The organism is Curtobacterium sp. Leaf183 (genome assembly GCF_001424385.1).
GTDB lineage: Bacteria > Actinomycetota > Actinomycetes > Actinomycetales > Microbacteriaceae > Curtobacterium.
The window spans coordinates 454,369-471,483 of record NZ_LMPO01000009.1 but is presented as its reverse complement, the minus strand read 5'-3'; the positions used below and the strand labels follow the sequence as shown (position 1 = coordinate 471,483).

At 70.6% G+C, this 17,115-nt stretch carries 12 protein-coding genes and 1 other RNA gene; 8 read left to right on the top strand and 5 right to left on the bottom strand.

All coding sequences use genetic code 11. The annotated features are described in order from the left end of the window. Window position 1 precedes the first annotated feature (1 nt). Complete coding sequence (locus ASG04_RS13110) at window positions 2-856, top strand: Nif3-like dinuclear metal center hexameric protein (protein ID WP_056125119.1); 855 nt, start codon at window positions 2-4, stop codon at window positions 854-856. Window positions 857-858: 2 nt separating this feature from the next. Continuing rightward, window positions 859-1,593, top strand: coding sequence for a zinc ribbon domain-containing protein (locus tag ASG04_RS13105; RefSeq protein WP_056125116.1), 735 nt, complete (start codon window positions 859-861; stop codon window positions 1,591-1,593). A 106-nt stretch (window positions 1,594-1,699) separates the two neighbouring features. Here the strand turns inward: ASG04_RS13105 and rnpB are convergent. The 4 genes from rnpB to ASG04_RS13090 form a co-directional block, all read right to left on the bottom strand. Continuing rightward, window positions 1,700-2,056, bottom strand: an RNA gene (gene rnpB, locus ASG04_RS14655) — RNase P RNA component class A. Window positions 2,057-2,238: 182 nt separating this feature from the next. Continuing rightward, entirely contained in the window at window positions 2,239-2,988 is a 750-nt protein-coding gene (ppgK, locus tag ASG04_RS13100; protein ID WP_056125113.1) for a polyphosphate--glucose phosphotransferase, read from the bottom strand. Between the two features lie 16 nt (window positions 2,989-3,004). After that, complete coding sequence (gene map / locus ASG04_RS13095) at window positions 3,005-3,868, bottom strand: type I methionyl aminopeptidase (RefSeq protein ID WP_056125110.1); 864 nt, start codon at window positions 3,866-3,868, stop codon at window positions 3,005-3,007. A gap of 77 nt (window positions 3,869-3,945) precedes the next feature. After that, the gene (locus ASG04_RS13090) at window positions 3,946-5,313 is read right to left on the bottom strand and encodes a hypothetical protein (protein ID WP_156463667.1); all 1,368 of its coding nucleotides are present in this window, start codon (window positions 5,311-5,313) and stop codon (window positions 3,946-3,948) included. Window positions 5,314-5,414: 101 nt separating this feature from the next. Between ASG04_RS13090 and ASG04_RS17480 the strand changes: the two genes are divergently transcribed. Next, on the top strand, window positions 5,415-5,591 hold the full coding sequence (locus tag ASG04_RS17480) for an SPOR domain-containing protein (RefSeq protein WP_156463666.1): 177 nt from the start codon (window positions 5,415-5,417) through the stop codon (window positions 5,589-5,591). 109 nt (window positions 5,592-5,700) lie between these two features. Here the strand turns inward: ASG04_RS17480 and ASG04_RS13085 are convergent, their stop codons facing one another. After that, window positions 5,701-7,446 carry an NAD+ synthase gene (locus ASG04_RS13085; RefSeq protein WP_056125788.1) on the bottom strand — a complete coding sequence of 582 codons (1,746 nt, stop codon included), beginning with the start codon at window positions 7,444-7,446 and terminating at the stop codon, window positions 5,701-5,703. 61 nt (window positions 7,447-7,507) lie between these two features. On the opposite strand from ASG04_RS13085, the gene glnA reads away from it, so the two are divergent. The 5 genes from glnA to ASG04_RS13060 all read left to right on the top strand — a co-directional run bounded on the left by glnA (window position 7,508) and on the right by ASG04_RS13060 (window position 16,947). Next, window positions 7,508-8,845: a type I glutamate--ammonia ligase gene (gene glnA, locus ASG04_RS13080; protein ID WP_056125102.1), complete on the top strand. Its 1,338-nt coding sequence runs from the start codon at window positions 7,508-7,510 to the stop codon at window positions 8,843-8,845. 37 nt (window positions 8,846-8,882) lie between these two features. Next, window positions 8,883-11,837: a bifunctional [glutamine synthetase] adenylyltransferase/[glutamine synthetase]-adenylyl-L-tyrosine phosphorylase gene (locus ASG04_RS13075; RefSeq protein WP_056125100.1), complete on the top strand. Its 2,955-nt coding sequence runs from the start codon at window positions 8,883-8,885 to the stop codon at window positions 11,835-11,837. Window positions 11,838-12,402: 565 nt separating this feature from the next. Continuing rightward, window positions 12,403-14,007 carry a glycosyltransferase family 2 protein gene (locus ASG04_RS13070; RefSeq protein ID WP_056125097.1) on the top strand — a complete coding sequence of 535 codons (1,605 nt, stop codon included), beginning with the start codon at window positions 12,403-12,405 and terminating at the stop codon, window positions 14,005-14,007. After that, window positions 14,000-15,523 (top strand): glycoside hydrolase family 26 protein, encoded by a 1,524-nt coding sequence (locus ASG04_RS13065; RefSeq protein ID WP_056125094.1) that lies wholly within the window; start codon window positions 14,000-14,002, stop codon window positions 15,521-15,523. The genes ASG04_RS13070 and ASG04_RS13065 overlap by 8 nt, the downstream gene beginning before the upstream one ends. After that, a complete protein-coding gene (locus ASG04_RS13060; protein ID WP_056125091.1) occupies window positions 15,520-16,947 on the top strand; it encodes a UDP-glucose dehydrogenase family protein in 1,428 nt (475 codons plus the stop codon). The genes ASG04_RS13065 and ASG04_RS13060 overlap by 4 nt, the downstream gene beginning before the upstream one ends. Window positions 16,948-17,115: the final 168 nt, after the last annotated feature.

Sequence of the window (17,115 nt, the reverse complement as noted above, 5' to 3'; positions counted from 1 at the left end):
GATGCCGACGCTCCGCGATCTCCAGGCCGTGATCGAGTCCCTCTGGCCGGCCCGGGGTGCCGAGTCGTGGGACGCGGTGGGGCTCGTCTCGGGTGACCTCGACGCCGATGTCGACCACGTGCACCTCGCCGTCGACGCTGTCCCGGACACCGCGCGCGAAGCCGTGTCCCTGGGCGCCGACCTGCTGCTGACCCACCACCCGCTGCTGCTGCGCGGTGTCACGACCGTCGCCGAGTCGACCTCCAAAGGCGCGGTGCTCGCCACGCTGATCCGTGGCGGCTGCGCGCTCGTCGCAGCGCACACGAACGCCGACGTCGTGGCCACGGGGACCTCGGCCGTGCTCGCGGACCGCATCGGACTGACCGACCAGCGTCCGCTCGAGCCGGGCGCGACCGCCGACACCGGTATCGGCCGCGTGGGCGTGCTCGCCGAGCCGATGTCGCTCGGCGCCCTGGCCCGCCGCATCGTCGACGTCCTGCCCGCGACGGCATCGGGGGTCCGCGTCTCGGGCGACTACGACCACCCGGTGCGCACGATCGCACTGTGCGCCGGCGCGGGCGACGCGTACCTCGGCAACCCGCTGGTGCAGGACGCCGACGTCTACGTCACGAGTGACCTGCGGCACCACCCGGCCTCCGAGTTCCGCGAACAGGCCATGCTGTCCGACGGACCGGCACTGATCGACACCTCGCACTGGGCCACCGAGTGGCTCTGGCTCGACGTCGCCGCCGAACAGCTCCGCCAGGCGACCGGCATCCGCGTCACCGTCAGCGACCTGCGCACCGACCCGTGGGACTTCGCCGTCCTGCCGAGCGCGCCAGCACCCACCACCGAGCACCAGCACGAAGGAGCCTGACCATGAAGGCAGCACCCGAGGACCAGGTCATCCTCCTCGACGTCCAGCGACTCGACAACGACATCACGCGCCTCGCGCACCGCATCAGCTCGCTGCAGAAGGGCGACCGGCTCACCGAGCTCGCCACCGCCGCAGCCAAGCTCCGGAGCGAGCTCGCCGCCGCCACCGGCGACGTCGAGGACGCCGAGCGCGACCTGGCCCGGCTCGAGTCGGACACCGCGACAGCGCAGGCGCGCGTCACGCGTGACACCACGCTGCTGGCGAACTCGTCGAGCACGAAGGACTCCGCCGGCCTGCAGAGCGAGCTCGACTCCCTGCAGCGACGGATCGGTGACCTCGAGACCTCGGAACTCGAGGTGATGGAGCAGCTCGACGTGTTCCGCGCCCGGGTCGGGGACATCGAGGCGAAGCTCGCCGACGCCGAGGCGGCACGGAACGCGCTGGTGTCCGAGCGCGACACCGAGATCGGACGACTCGAGAACGACCGGGCCTCGGCGGTGCAGGCCAGGGCAGACGTGGCCGCGAAGGTGCCGGACGACCTGCTCGCGCTGTACGAGCGCCAGCGTGCCCGCTACGGCTTCGGTGCGTCGCTGCTGCAGGGCGGGGTCTCGACCGCGTCGGGCGTGACCCTGACCGGTGCCGACCTGCAGACCGTGCGTCGTGCGGCACCGGATGACGTCGTGCTCTGCCCCGACAGCGAGGCGATCCTGGTCCGCACCGCGGAGTCCGGTCTGTAGACGCGCCCCCACCGACAGACGGGAGGCCCGGTACCAGCTGGCACATACCAGCTGGCACCGGGCCTCCCGTCTGTCTCGTGGTGGCTCTGGACCACCGTGGCCTGTGCGAACGGGCCGGCCGTACGCCGGGTTCTGTCCTGCCTTGCGGCAGTGACGGCCATCTGTCTCGGACCGACGTTGCCGTCGGCCTCCAGCGGTCTACCCGAGGACTCGGCGAGCAGCCTCGACGTCCTCTGTCTGACCTTGCTCCGGGCGAGGTTTACCGAGCGGATCCGGTCACCCGGACCCCTGGTGGTCTCTTACACCACCGTTTCACCCTGACCGGTGTCGCCACCGGCGGTCTGTTCTCTGTGGCACTGTCTCGCGGATTGCTCCGGGTGGGTGTTGCCCACCGCCCTGCTCTGTGGAGCCCGGACGTTCCTCGGCACTCCCGGGGGAGTGACGCGACCGTCTCACCGACCCGTTCGCAGTCGAGAGTGTAGCGGAGCGGTGGGCGCCCCCGCCCCCAGGTTCCGCAATTTCGGCATCTCGAGCGGCCGGACCGGCAGGACCTGCGACCTCGACGACACGCATACGGCGAGTCGTGCGACCAGGAGCGGCGTCGTCAGAGCGGTGTCGCCCGACTCGTCATCAACCAGGCGAGGATCAGGCGCTGCGTGCGGCCAGGGTCGCCGCCCCGATGATGCCCGCGTTGTTGCGGAGCGTCGCCGGGATGACCGGGGCCTGCAGGTCGAGCAGCGGGAGGAACTCCTCGTGGTGCTTCGACACGCCGCCGCCGACGACGAACAGCTCCGGGGAGAGCAGCGCTTCGAGCCGGGAGTAGTACTTCTGCAGCCGCTTCGCCCAGTGCTTCCACGACAGCTCGTCGCGCTCCTTGGCCGCGAAGGACGCCTTCGTCTCGTAGTCCACCCCGTCGATCTCCAGGTGGCCGAGTTCCGCGTTGACGATGAGCACGCCGTCGTTGATGAGCGCCGTGCCGATGCCCGTGCCGAGGGTCGTCATGATGACCAGGCCGTCGCGACCCTTCGCCGCGCCGAACTGCTGCTCGGCGAACCCGGCGGCGTCGGCGTCGTTGACGAAGTGGATGGAGCGTCCGAGTTCCTTCTCGAACAGGGCCTCGGCCTCGAAGCCGATCCACTTCTTCGACACGTTCGCCGCCGACATGGTCTTGCCGTCGCGCACGATCGCCGGGAAGCAGACGCCGACCGCGACGTCCGAGGCCGGGGCGAGCTCGTCGAGGATCTCGACCACGACCGCCACGATGTCGTGCGGCTTGCCCCCTTCCGGAGTGGCCTTCTTGATCCGCTCAGTGGTGAGTTCGCCGGTCGCCGTGTCGACGATCGCGCCCTTGATGCCCGTACCGCCGATGTCGACGCCGACTGCGAGTGAGGTCATGGGAGCTGTGGCCCTTTCAGGAGACGGTGAGGAGTTCGGCGCCACGTTCTGTGACGACGAGGGTCTGTTCGAACTGCGCGGTCCACGACTTGTCGCGGGTGCTGACGGTCCAGTCGTCAGACCAGATGTCGGCTTCGATCCCGCCGAGGGTGAGCATCGGCTCGATGGTGAACACCATGCCGGCCTCGATGACGGTGTCGTGCTGGGGCGCGTCGTGGTGGGGGATGATCAACCCGGAGTGGAAGGCACGACCGACGCCGTGTCCGGTGTAGTCGCGGACCACGCCGTAGCCGAAGCGCTTGGCGTAGGACTCGATGGCCCGCCCGATGACGTTCACCTGGCGCCCGGGAGCGACGGCGCGGATGCCGCGCTGCATCGCTGCCTCGGTGCGGGTGACCAGGTCCTGGACCTCGGGTGCGGCGGCACCGACGACGAACGTGCGGTTCGTGTCGCCGTGCATGCCGTCCTTGTACGCGGTGATGTCGATGTTGACGATGTCGCCGTCCTGCAGCACGGTGTCGTCCGGGATGCCGTGGCAGATGACCTCGTTCACGGACGAGCACAGCGACTTCGGGTACCCGCGGTAGCCGAGGGTCGACGGGTACGCGCCGTGCGCGACGACGAACTCGTGGCCGATCCGGTCGAGCTCGTCGGTGGTGACACCCGGGCGGATCGCCGCGCCGACCGCGTCGATGGCCTGCGACGCGATGCGTCCGGCGACGCGGATCCGCTCGACCTCGTCCGGGGTGTAGGTGTCGCCGAGGCCGTGCTCGTGGGGTTCGACCCGGCCGACGTACTCGGGTCGCTCGATGTCCCTGGGGACGGGCCGCTGCGGGGAGATCCGGCCAGCGGTCAGGTGTCCGTGTTCGTCCCGGGGCATGCGCACGAGTCTAGTCAGCACCGTGGTGTGGCCGGTGACCCGGCGCCCCGGGGGGACGCCGGGTCACCGGGGCTCCACTACGCGCCGACCGTGACGGTGCGCGTGGTGATGTTCGGGCTGACCCACGCGAAGACGACTCGGTCCCCGGCGTGCAGGCCGTGCAGGACCGTCGTGAAGGCCCCGCGCTTGTCGGTCGCACCCGGCTTCGGCGTCGCCACGAGGGCTCCGTCAGCGGACAGGACGTGGTACTGGAACTCCGACGGACCCTTCGTGGACCCGGAGAGGTGCGCCACGCCGTTCTCGGCGTCGAACCAGTCCTGGCGGACGGTCGTCTCGCCGCCGGGAGCGTGCCCGTCGCCCGGGTCGGTCCCCGGCTGCTCGGGGTCGGTCCCCGGCTCCTCGGTTGCGGCACCCGGGGCGGTGAAGGTGGTCCGTGCGAGTTCCGAACCGTTCGACGTCGAGTGCACGACGGTGTAGGTCGCGCCCGGGGTCCAGTCGACGAGGTACTGCTGGACGAGCGCTCCGCCGCTGTTGGCGTTGCCGCTCGTCATGCTCCGCTCCTTGCCGGTGTCGTCCTTGACGACGACCATGCCGGCCGCGTGCGTCCGCACGTCGACGGTCAGGCCGCCCGCGGCGTCGACGGCGGTCCGCTCGACGTCGGGGCGGGTGGTCCCGGTGCCGGGCTCCTCCGGTCCGACGACGGGTGGCAGCGGGTCGACCGTGCCCGGCGCGCTGAAGGACACCGGCTCCGAGGTCCCTCGGTCGGTCTCCCACGCGGCGCCGTACGTCGCTCCGGCGGAGGCGCCGTCGATCGTGAAGGCGATCCGCCGGTTGCCGAGCGACGCGAACGACGCGGTGATCCGCTTGCCCTCGGCGTCGAGGATGCGGAGGTACCCGGACTCCCCGGTCGGCAGGCCGGCCACCCCGGTCAGTCGACCGCCGGCGAACGCGACGCCCGACACGACCGGGCTCTGGACGGGGTCACTCGTGTCGACCGGAGCATCGACGTCCACGTGGACCGTCCTGCTGACGGGGGTCCGGAGCGCACCGTCGTGCGCGATGAGCACGGCGGCGATCGACGTCACGCCGCCGGCGAGCGGCGTGTCGGGAGTGCACCGGAAGTCGCTCCCCAGCGTGCCGAACGCCCCGTCGGCGGCACACACGAGGGCGTCCGTCGTCGTGTCACGGACCTCGAGGCGCGCGTCCTTCGGGTACCCGAGCGCCGGGACCGAGATGCGCGGCACCGCGTCGGTGACCGCGACCGTGCCGGGTCCGTCGTTCGAGGTGTACCGCACGTCGTGCCGCGCGACGGTCGCGATGGTCGGGTCGAGGTCCTGCCAGTCTGGGAGGGGATGCGTGGCAGCGGAGGCCGGGGCCACACTCGCGATCGTGGCGAGCGCCAGGCCCGTTGCGCCGATGGTCATGAAGAGTCGAGATGACTGCATGGTGTCCTTTCGAGACGGAGCCGAAACGTAACATGCAGAATATGTAATGGTCGAACCGACCCGCCCGACGCCCCGAGCACGCCACGCGTAGGGTCGGTGCCATGAGCGACGAACGCATCGAGTCCCAGTGGTGGTTCAACGACAAGACCCACACCGTCGAACAGGGCCCGCAGTCCCCGCAGCGCGACCGCATCGGCCCGTTCGAGACGCGCGAGCAGGCGGAGCACGCGCTCGACCGCATCAAGGCCAACAACGAGCAGTGGGACGAGGAGTCCTGACCGGTCGCGTCCGCGCGACGCGACCTGGTGACGGACGGGAGGCCCGTGGCGGCGCCGCCACGGGCCTCCCGTCCGCCATCGGAACGGTGTGCGTCCGCTGCCGGACCGGTCAGGGTCGGTAGGTCACCGGAAGTCGTCGGTCACGGCCGAAGGCCATCCCCGAGATCTTCGGGCCGATGGCTCCCTGGCGACGCTTCCACTCGGACCGGTCGACCAGCCGGGTGACCTCGGCGACGACGTCGGTGTCGAAGCCCATCGCGACGATGTCCGCAGCACCCTGGGCGCGCGTGACGTACTGCTCGAGGATCGCGTCGAGGACCTCGTACGGCGGCAGGGTGTCGTCGTCCTGCTGTCCGTCGCGGAGCTCGGCGGACGGCGGCTTCGTGATCGAGTTCTCCGGGATCGGCTCGGTCTCACCCCGCGATGCCGCGACCGCGTTCCGCCAGCGCGCGAGTGCCCAGACCATCGTCTTCGGCACGTCCTTGATCGGGGCGAACCCACCGACGGAGTCCCCGTAGATGGTCGAGTACCCGACGGCGAGCTCGGTCTTGTTGCCCGTCGTCAACACCAGGTGTCCGTCGAGGTTCGACAGGCCCATCAGGATCACCGCGCGGACCCGGGCCTGGACGTTCTCGGCAGCCAGCCCGGTCAGGGACAGCTGGGCGTCGAAGGGCGCGACGAGGTCGGCGATGGGCTCGGTCCGGTACCGCAGCCCGAGCCGGGCGGCGACGTCGTCGGCGTCGGACCGCGAGTGCTCGGTCGACCACCGCGACGGCATCGACACGCCGACCACCGCGTCCGGACCGATGGCGTCGACGGCGATGGCCGCACAGACGGCGGAGTCGATGCCGCCGGAGAGTCCGAGCACGACGGACCGGAAGCCGTTCTTCTCGACGTAGTCCCGCGTGCCGAGGACGAGCGCGTCCCAGATCGCGTGCAGCTCGTCGGGGAGCTCGGCCACGTCGCGGGGGAGCGGCGGCCGTGCGGGGAGCTCGCCCGGCGTGGTGTCCGGGGTGTCGAGCGCGACCCGCTGCACGTGCTCGGTGACGATGGCGTCGGGTCGAGCGGGTGCGGGGTCGACGTCCACGACGAGCACGTGCGGGCGGAACTGCGGCGCACGGGCCAGGACCGTCCCGCGTTCGTCCACCACGACCGAGTCGCCGTCGAACACCAGGTCGTCCTGACCGCCGACGATGTTGACGTAGGCGACGATCGTGTCCGACTCGGTCGCACGACGGGTGACGAGCGGCAGACGGACCTCGTCCTTGCCGGCGACCCACGGCGAGGCGTTCACCACGAGCAGCAGCCCAGCGTCCGCGTCGAGCACCCGTGCGACCGGACCCCCGTCACGCCACAGGTCCTCGCAGATGATGACGGCGACGTCGACGTCGGCGATGCGCACCACCAGCAGGTCGTCGCCGGGGATGAACACCCGGTACTCGTCGAACACCGAGTAGTTCGGCAGGTGGTGCTTGGCGGTGGTCGCGACGACGCGCCCGTGCTGCAGGACGCTCGCGCAGTTCGCCGCGATCGCACTGGGGGCGGTGCTGACGTCGACGGGTCGGGGTGGGAGCGGTCCGTCGGGGTGTCCGACGACGACGGCGACCGCGCCGAGGCCCTCGTCGTCGAGCGTCCGTGCGAGCGCTTCGACGGCGGCTCGCGCGGCACGGAGGAACGAGGGCCGCGACGCCAGGTCCTCGATCGGGTAGCCGGAGATCGCCATCTCGCCGAGGGCGACCAGGTCCGCGCCGCGTGCTGCTGCGGTACGGACGGCATCCACGATCCCGGCGGCGTTCCGGGCGAAGGCGCCCACGACCGGGTTGGTCTGGGCGAGTGCCAAGCGGAGACGGGGCATGAGCACTAGCCTATTGAGCACGGTCGCGGGACGACCGTGGTGGAACGCGGAAAGGGCGTGCATGGACAAGCAGACGGACTTCGTGCTCCGCACCATCGAGGAGCGGGGCATCAAGTTCATCCGACTCTGGTTCACGGACGTCATCGGGACCCTGAAGTCGGTCGCGATCGCCCCGGCCGAGGTCGAGGGCGCCTTCGCCGAGGGCATCGGCTTCGACGGCTCCGCGATCGAGGGCCTCAGCCGTTCCTACGAGGCGGACGTCCTCGCGCACCCGGACCCCTCCACGTTCCAGATCCTGCCCTGGCGGGGCGAGATCGACCCCACCGCCCGGATGTTCTGCGACATCGCGACGCCCGACGGGCAGCCGGCCGTCGCCGACCCACGCAACGTGCTCAAGCGCACGCTGGCGCGGGCGAGCGAGCGCGGGTTCACGTTCTACACGCACCCCGAGATCGAGTTCTACCTGCTCAAGGACCGCGACTGGAAGGACGGCGGCCCGAAGCCCGTCGACCAGGCTGGCTACTTCGACAACGTCCCCGGCGGCAGCGCCCACGACTTCCGCCGCCGCGCGGTGCGCATGCTCGAGGACCTCGGCATCTCGGTCGAGTTCAGCCACCACGAGGCCGGTCCCGGGCAGAACGAGATCGACCTGCGGTACGCCGACGCGCTGACCATGGCCGACAACATCATGACCTTCCGCACCGTCGTGAAAGAGGTGGCGATCGAGCAGGGCGTCTACGCGACGTTCATGCCGAAGCCCATCTCCGGCCAGCCCGGCTCCGGCATGCACACCCACGTGTCGCTGTTCGAGGGTGACCAGAACGCGTTCTACGAGCCCGGCGGCGAGTACCAGCTGTCGACCACCGCCAAGCAGTTCATCGCCGGTGTGCTCAAGCACGCGCCGGAGATCACGGCGGTCACCAACCAGTTCGTGAACTCGTACAAGCGACTCTGGGGCGGCGACGAGGCCCCCTCGTTCGTCACCTGGGGCCACAACAACCGGTCGGCCCTGGTGCGCGTGCCGCTCTACAAGCCGAACAAGGGCCAGTCGTCCCGCATCGAGTACCGCGGCATCGACTCCGCGGCGAACCCGTACCTGGCGTACTCGCTGCTGCTGGCCGCGGGACTCAAGGGCATCGAAGAGGGCTACGAGCTCCCGCCCGAGGCCGAGGACAACGTGTGGAGCCTGTCCGACTCCGAGCGCAAGGCCCTCGGCTACGCGCAGCTGCCGGCCAGCCTCGACCACGCCCTGTCGCTGATGGAGGACTCCGAGCTCGTGGCCGAGACCCTCGGCGAGCAGGTCTTCAACTTCGTGCTGCTGAACAAGCGGCAGGAGTGGAAGCGCTACCGCGACCAGGTCACGCCGTTCGAGCTCGACACCAACCTGGGCATGCTGTAACGACCATGGGCAGCTCCGCGTCGGCACCCGCCGAACGATGACCGGCAGGACGAAGACGTCCCGCTCCGAACTCGCCCGGCTGGGGTTCGCGGAGCTCTCGGAGAGCCTCGAGCGACTGTCCGCACTCGAGTCCCGGTTCGGCTCCGACCTGCCGGTGTCGGTCGGCACGTGGCCGGCCCTGTGGTCCTCGACCGCCGACCCGGACGGCGCCTTGCGTCGCCTCGAGCGCCTGGTCGAGACCCACCCCGACGCCCTGCGGCCCATCCTCGACGACCAGGCGGCCACCGAGCGGATGGTGCGCCTGCTCGGGGCATCGGTGGGGCTCGGCGAGTTCCTGCAGCGCCGCCCCGCCGAACTCGACCTGCTCCTCGCGCCGGCCACCGAACCGTGGACCCAGGCGGAGTACACCGACTCGCTGACCCAGGCCGTCGACGGTGCCGTCGACGAAGCTGCTCGGATGCGGCTACGGGTCCGGTACCGCCGCCACCTCGCGCAGATCGCCTTGTACGACGTGCTGCACCCCTCCCCGACGCTGGCGTTCCCGGCGGTCGCCGCGGGGCTCGCCGACCTCGCCGGGGCGGCGCTGGACGTGGCCGTCGACGTCGCCCGGCGCGAGGTGCCCTTCCCGGCGGACCAGGTCGCCGCGACACCGCTTTCCGTCATCGCGATGGGCAAGGCCGGGGCGCGTGAGCTCAACTACGTCAGCGACGTCGACGTCATCTTCGTCACCGAGCCCACCGACACGGTCGACACCGAGCGCGCGGTCCGGATCTCGACCCGCATCGCGATCGCGGCGACGCACGTCATCACCGACCTGGCGGCCGAACCCGCGCTCTGGGAGGTCGACGCGAACCTCCGTCCAGAGGGCAAGGACGGCGCACTGGTCCGCACGCTGGACTCGCACGTCGCGTACTACGAGCGCTGGGCCCGCGAATGGGAGTTCCAGGCGCTGCTCAAGGCGCGGCCCATCGCCGGGTCCGTCGACCTGGGGGAGCGCTACGCCGCGGCAGTCGCGCCCTTCGTCTGGCGCTCGTCGAAGCGTCCGGGGTTCGTCGAGTCCGTGCAGCGCATGCGCGAGCGGGTGACGGACAACATCCCGGACGCCGAGGTCGACCGGCAGCTCAAGCTCGGTCCCGGCGGGCTGCGCGACGTCGAGTTCACCGTGCAGCTCCTGCAGCTCGTGCACGGCCAGGACGACGAGAGCGTCCGCGTCCGGTCCACCCTCGAGGCCATGGACGCCCTGACCGAGGCCGGGTACGTCGGACGCCCCGAGGCCGCGCGGTTCGGGCCCGACTACGCCCTGCTGCGCGTGCTCGAGCACCGCATCCAGCTCCGCCGCCTGCAGCGCACGCACCTGATGCCCGTCGACGAGGACGAACTCCGGGTGCTCGCGCGGTCGAGCGGGCTGGCGACGGGAGCCGCTGCGCTCGAGACCCGGTGGCGGTCGGTGAAGCTCGAGGTGCGCGGGCTGCACGAGCGCCTGTTCTACCGCCCGCTGCTCTCCGCCGTGGCGGCGTCCGACGGCGGCATCGTGCTCACGAGCACCCAGGCACGCGACCGTCTCGGTGCCATCGGCTTCGTCGACCCCGACGGTGCCCTGCGGCACATCCGTGCCCTGACCCAGGGCACGTCGCGGCGCGCGGCGATCCAGCGGAACCTGCTGCCGGTGCTGCTGCGCTGGATGGCCGAGGGCCCCGCCCCCGACCGTGCGCTGCTCGCCTTCCGCAAGCTCAGCGACACGCTCGGCGAGTCGAGCTGGTTCCTCCGCATGCTCCGCGACTCGTCGGGTGCGGCACACAGCCTGACGACCGTGCTGTCCGAGTCCGCCTTCCTGTCCGGGCTCCTCGAACGCTTCCCCGAGGCCGTCGCGTGGCTCGACGAACCCGACACGCTGCTGGTCCCGCGTCCGATCGCGTCGCTGCTGTCCGAGGTCCGCGCCACCACCGCCCGTCACGGCGACGACGTCGCGGCCGCCGCCTCGCTGCTGCGCTCCGTTCGGCGTCGCGAGACCCTGCGCCTCGGCATGGCGGCGACGCTCGGCCGGCTCGACGTCGACCAGCTCGGTCCCGCGCTGAGCGACATCACCGAGGCGACCCTGACCGGCGCGCTGGACCTCGCCCGCCGCGACGCACCCGATGGTCTCGAGTTCGGCGTCATCGCGATGGGCCGGTACGGCGGGCGCGAGCTCGGGTTCGGCTCCGACGCCGACGTGCTCTACGTGTACCGGGCGGACGGGGTGCCGCCAGAGGCGGCATCCCGGGCGGCGCAGGGGATCGTCCGCGAGCTCTCCCGACTGACCGAGGACACGATCTACCCGTTCGACCTCGACATCGACCTGCGCCCCGAGGGCGGGAACGGTCCGGTGGTCCGCACGCTCGAGTCGTACGGCGCGTACTACGCCCGCTGGTCACTGACGTGGGAGGCCCAGGCGCTGCTGCGCGCCCGGGGTACCGTCGGCGATGATGCGCTGCTGCGCGACTTCGAGCACCTGGCCGACCGGACCCGTTACCCCGCCTCCATCGCGGAGCGCGAGGTCCGCGAGGTCCGGCGCATCAAGGCCCGGGTCGAGTCCGAGCGGCTGCCGCGCGGCGCGGACCCGGCGCGGCACCTCAAGCTCGGTCGCGGGTCACTGAGCGACGTCGAGTGGTTCGTGCAACTGCTGCAGCTGCAGTACGCGCTGCGGGTGCCCGCGCTCCGGACGACCTCGACCCTCGACGCCCTCGACGGTGCCGTCGCCGAGGGGCTCGTCGCCCCCGAGGACGGCGAGCGACTCGCCGCCGCGTGGCGGTTCGCCTCGCGGACGCGCAGTGCCCTCGTGCTCTGGTCGGGCAAGACCACCGACGTGCTGCCGGTCGACCGCACGCAGCTCGAGGGGGTCGCTCGCCTGATGGAGTACCCGCCCGGGTCGGCGTCGCAGCTCGAGGAGGACTACCTCGGGGTGACGCGGCGAGCCCGACAGGTGTTCGAGCGCGAGTTCTACGGCACGGTGTGACCCCACATCGTCGGGGCCGCAGCCCGTGGACGACCGGCGCTGGCGCCCGCACTGGCCGGCGCGGGAGCCGCGACACGCCCGGGCTCCTGCCAGCGAGCTGAAGCTGACGAGCCGTCAGAGGTTAATTCTTCGTGTCGGCAGACGTCCCCCGTTCCCGAGATCGTGTACCCCGTCCGACCAGGGCCCGGACTCTGCTCCGGGTCGTCGCCGTGCCGGCTTGCCGGGGTCGGCCGACCGACCTGACCCAGCGCCGCGCGGATCCGCAACTCCGCGCTGACCGGGACTTCCCTGTCGAAGCACCGCGATCCTCCGGGATGCCTGTCGGTGCACCGGCGGGCCGCGCCGCCGGTGGCGCGGTCCACACAACTGCTGTCAGCAACCGGGGGGACAGCGCTTGTGGGCGGAGCAGAGGACCACGGTGTACCCCGTCACGAAACGGAAACACCCCCGCGTGGGGGACGCGTTGCACCTGCTCCCTCCGGGGTGCGTGAATGGTGCCACCCGAACCGACCCCCGATTTCCCGATGGCGCGGAATCTCCACCCCGAACGTTGAAGCAGGGATCGATGTTCACCTTCATTCTGCAGATCCGGCAGATGGTCGACGGGCACCCCGAGTTCTACCTCTTCGCCGTGTACTCCATGGTGATCTGGTTGCTCTGGTTGCTCAAGGTCGTGCTGTCTGCGCGGTACCGCCCCTTCACCGGCACGTACACCGGGACGACGAGTGTCGTCGTCCCCGTCGTGGACGAGCCACTCGACCTCTTCCGTGACGTGATCGGCCGCATGGTCGAGCAGCGTCCCGGCGAGATCATCGTCGTCATCAACGGCGCACGCAACGAGGCCCTCGAGGAGGTCTGCGACGAGTTCGCCCCGCTCGTCCGCTGGACCCACACCCCGATCTCCGGCAAGCGCAACGCCGTCAAGGTCGGGACCGAGATGTCGAACGGGGACATCACCGTCCTGGTCGACTCGGACACCGTCTGGACCCCCGGCGCACTCGAGGAGCTGCTGAAGCCCTTCGCCGACGAGTCCGTCGGTGGCGTCACCACCCGGCAGCGCATCCTCGAGCCCGAGCGCTCGTGGATCACCCGCTGGGCCGACTGGCTCGAGAACTCCCGTGCGCTGTACTCGATGCCTGCGCAGAGCGTCCTCGGGCAGATCGGCTGCCTGCCCGGGCGGACGATCGCGTTCCGCCGGAACATACTGATGCGGGTCATGGACCGGTTCATGCACGAGAAGTTCATGGGCGTGTTCCTCGAGGTGTCCGACGACCGGACGCTGACGAACCTCACCCTCAAGGAGGGCTACCGGACCGTCTACCAGTACACGTCGCTCGTGTACACGGACGCTCCGCTGCAGGTGAAGAAGCTGTTCAAGCAGCAGCTCCGCTGGGCCCGTGGCTCGCAGTACAACACGCTGCGGATGCTGCCCTGGATGCTGGGGCACGCACCGATCCTGGCGCTGTTCTTCCTGACCGACATCATCCTGCCGTTCATGCTGTTCGGCGTGATCGCCGGCTGGATCTACCGCGCGATCACCGGCCAGGGCGAGAACCTCTACCAGGGGATCCTTCACCAGTACGGCTTCTCGACGGGCTTCGTCTACGTCGCCGGTCTCATGGTGGTCTCGAGCGTGCTGAGCATGGCCATCCGGCAGATGCGGCACCTGGCCGAGAAGCCGAGCGACTTCTTCCGCCTGCCGATGTTCATCATCGTGTCGACGTTCTTCCTCATGCCGATCCGCCTCATCGGGTTCTTCCGCCTGGCACACGCCAGCGGCTGGGGCACCCGTGCCGGTGCCTACGCCGGTGGTCCGATGGAGACCGAACCCGCGCAGCCCGTCGCACAGGGCACCCGGACACCGGTGAGCCCGATCGACCGGGTCGGCCCCGTGTCGGACGACCAGGCCGCGGCGGACCGCGCGTTCGACGACCTGTTCGGACCCGCGGCGACGCCCTCGGGCACCGGCCTCGACGTCGCCACCAACTCGACCTCGACCGTCCTCGCGACTCGTCGTGGAGCGGCTGCGGCAGCGGCGGCAGCCAGCGCGCCGACCGCTCCGGCGACGGCTGCGCGCCCCGCCAAGGTCCGTCGCTACAACCCCTACGCGGCCATCCCGTACTGCATCGGCATCGCCGTCTTCGCCCTGGAGGCCTTCCTCATTGTCTGACCTCTTCCGCTCCACGGGCTCCTGGTGGGCGCCGTCGAGCAAGCACGCCAAGCGCACGGCGATCGGCACCACCGCGATCGTCCTCGCACTCGCCCTCATCACGTGGTCCGTCTGGGTCTCGCCGTCCAGCCCCGTCTCCACCGCGGTCCACCACGCCCTCGGCGTCAAGACGGCCTCGGAGAAGGCGGTCGACGCCGACGCACTGCAGACCAAGCTCACCGCGGCGCAGAAGCAGATCTGGAAGCTCGAGGGACAGCTCAAGTCCACGAGCGCCCAGGCCGGCTCCCGCGGCGACCAACTCACCCAGCTCAAGGCGCAGATCGCCTCGCTGCAGTCGCAGCTCGGCTCGGCCCAGGCGCAGGCCGCTGGGAAGGCCGGGTCCGCGTCCGGTACCGGGGCTTCGGCCAGCGGGACGGGAGGCTCGTCCTCGTCCGGCGGGTCGGGTTCCGGCACCCACACGGCCGGTTCCGGTGGCGGGGTCACCAACCCGAACACCGGTCCGTCGAAGGACCCGACGACCACACCGGTCGCCGTCCCGACGAAGCAGCAGATCCTCGAGCAGCCCACGCGCTGGTACGGCCTGTACACCGCGCAGTCGCCCTTCAACTGGGCCGAGTACGACCAGGTCTCGCAGCAGGTCGGCAAGGCCACGAACATGGTCGGCTTCTTCCAGGGCTTCGACCAGGACTTCAACGCGAACGCCGTCAACCGTGCATGGGCGAACGGGCGCCTGCCGCTCATGACGTGGGAGTCCGCCCCCGCCCAGACCGGCAACGACCAGAAGTACGTCCCCGGCTACACGAACCAGGACATCATCTCGGGCAAGTTCGACGCCTACCTGACCAAGTACGCCCAGGCGCTCAAGGCGAACGGCCAGCCCATGGTCATCCGTCTCGACCACGAGATGAACGGCTCCTGGTACAACTGGTCCGAGGGGTCGGCGCAGCAGAACGCGGCCGGGTCCTACGTCGCGATGTGGCAGCACGTCCACCAGGTGTTCGCGGACGCCGGCGCGAACGACTACGTCATCTGGAACTGGGCGCCGAGCCGGATCGACAAGCTCGGCAACGCGAAGTACCAGACGCTGGCGTACCTGAAGCAGTACTACCCGGGCCCCGACCAGGTCGACTGGGTGGGCATGAGCGGCTACTACCGCACGGCCTCCGAGACCCCGTCGTTCACGAACACCTTCGGCGCCACGGTCGACCAGCTGCGGCAGATCGCCCCGGACAAGAAGATCCTGCTCAGCGAGGTCGGCGCCACCGAGACGGGCACCTCGGTGTCCGGCGGGCAGAAGTCCAAGTGGATCACGTCGCTCTTCGACGCGCTGGCCCAGCCCGCCAACGACGACGTCATCGGGTTCTCGTACTTCTCCGAGACCGCGACCACGGTGGTGGACGGCGTCCGCTCCACCAACGACTGGCGACTCAACTCGCGCTCCGACAGCCTCCAGGCCTTCGTGGACGGCATCAAGCGCACCGACATCGACTACGACCTGCAGGAGGTCACCCAGTGAGTGCTCCGAAGAAGTCCGTCCCCTCCGCCGACGTCCGTCCGGCACCCGTCATCAGCGTCATCGGCACCGGGTACCTCGGCGCGACGCACGCCGCCGCCATGGCCGAGATGGGCTTCGAGACCATCGGCGTGGACGTCGACCCCGCCAAGCTCGCCGCGCTGTCGGCCGGTGAGGTCCCGTTCTTCGAGCCCGGCCTGCCTGAGCTCATCACCAAGCACGTCGCGAGCGGCAAGCTCCGGTTCACGGCGGACATCGCCGAGGCCGTCGCTGCCGCGGACGTCCACTTCGTCTGTGTCGGCACCCCGCAGAAGGCCGGCTCGCACGCCGCGAACCTCGCCTACGTCGAGAGCGCGACGCGTGGCGTGGCCGAGAACCTGACGCACCCGGGCCTGATCGTCGGCAAGTCGACCGTCCCCGTGGGCACCGCGGAACGGCTGCGGGGGATCGTCCGCGAGTTCGCGCCGAGCGGGATCGCGGCCGAGCTCATCTGGAACCCCGAGTTCCTGCGTGAGGGCAAGGCCGTCCAGGACACGCTGCACCCGGACCGCCTGGTCTGGGGCGGCGCGTCGGCAGCCGCGGACGCCGTGATCCGCGAGGTCTACGCCGCACCCATCGCCGAGGGGACCCCGGTCATCACGACGGACCTGCCGACCGCCGAGCTCGTGAAGGTCAGTGCCAACGCGTTCCTGGCGACGAAGATCTCGTTCATCAACGCGATCTCCGAGATGTGCGCGATCACCGGGGCCGACGTGACCACGTTGGCCGATGCCCTCGGGCACGACGAGCGCATCGGGCGGAAGTTCCTGAACGCCGGCGTCGGCTTCGGCGGCGGGTGCCTGCCGAAGGACATCCGTGCCCTCATGCACCGCGCCAACGAACTCGGCGCGGGCCGGGTCGTGGGGCTCATGCAGCAGGTCGACGAGATCAACATGGGCCAGCGCCAGCGCGTCATCGACATGGCGATCGACTCGGCCGGGGGATCGGTGCTCAACCGGCGCATCGCGGTCATCGGCGCGGCGTTCAAGCCCCTCACCGACGACGTCCGGGACTCCCCGGCGCTCAACGTCGCCGCGGCGCTGCACCTGCGCGGTGCCCAGGTCACGCTGTGGGACCCCGAGGCGATGGAGACGGCGAAGCGCTCCTTCCCGACCCTGAGCTACACGACCGACATGCGCGCGGCGATCGAGGGTGCCGACGTGGTGCTCGTCCTCACCGAGTGGGACGACATCATCGGCGCGGACCCGGAGGAACTCGGCGGGATCGTCGGGCGCCGGACCGTCATCGACGCGCGCAACTGCCTCCCGGTCCAGGACTGGGTCAAGGCGGGGTGGACCGTCCGTTCCCTGGGACGGCCCACACCGGTCACGGGTGCACCCGTGAGCGTGGCAGCGGGGACGTACGACTCGTTGGCCACGAGCCGCTAGTCACCGCAGCAGACGGGGTCCGTGCCGGGGCGGCACGGACCCCGTTCGTGCGCGCGGGTGCGGGTGTGGGTGCGGGTGCGTGTGCGAAGGGTGATGCAGTCCGGATCGGTCACGAAAGCGACATGGTGGCGTGGGAAGCGCGTCGCTTCCGCTGCGCGCATGTCGCGG

Bases quoted from the DNA above. Each gene is read 5' to 3' on its own strand.
- map (WP_056125110.1), bottom strand. From the start codon at position 3,868: ATGCCCCGGGACGAACACGGACACCTGACCGCTGGCCGGATCTCCCCG.
- ASG04_RS13085 (WP_056125788.1), bottom strand. From the start codon at position 7,446: ATGCCCCGTCTCCGCTTGGCACTCGCCCAGACCAACCCGGTCGTGGGC.
- ASG04_RS13105 (WP_056125116.1), top strand. From the start codon at position 859: ATGAAGGCAGCACCCGAGGACCAGGTCATCCTCCTCGACGTCCAGCGA.
- ASG04_RS13075 (WP_056125100.1), top strand. From the start codon at position 8,883: ATGACCGGCAGGACGAAGACGTCCCGCTCCGAACTCGCCCGGCTGGGG.
- glnA (WP_056125102.1), top strand. From the start codon at position 7,508: ATGGACAAGCAGACGGACTTCGTGCTCCGCACCATCGAGGAGCGGGGC.
- ASG04_RS13070 (WP_056125097.1), top strand. From the start codon at position 12,403: ATGTTCACCTTCATTCTGCAGATCCGGCAGATGGTCGACGGGCACCCC.
- ASG04_RS13090 (WP_156463667.1), bottom strand. From the start codon at position 5,313: ATGCAGTCATCTCGACTCTTCATGACCATCGGCGCAACGGGCCTGGCG.
- ppgK (WP_056125113.1), bottom strand. From the start codon at position 2,988: ATGACCTCACTCGCAGTCGGCGTCGACATCGGCGGTACGGGCATCAAG.
- ASG04_RS17480 (WP_156463666.1), top strand. From the start codon at position 5,415: ATGAGCGACGAACGCATCGAGTCCCAGTGGTGGTTCAACGACAAGACC.
- ASG04_RS13110 (WP_056125119.1), top strand. From the start codon at position 2: ATGCCGACGCTCCGCGATCTCCAGGCCGTGATCGAGTCCCTCTGGCCG.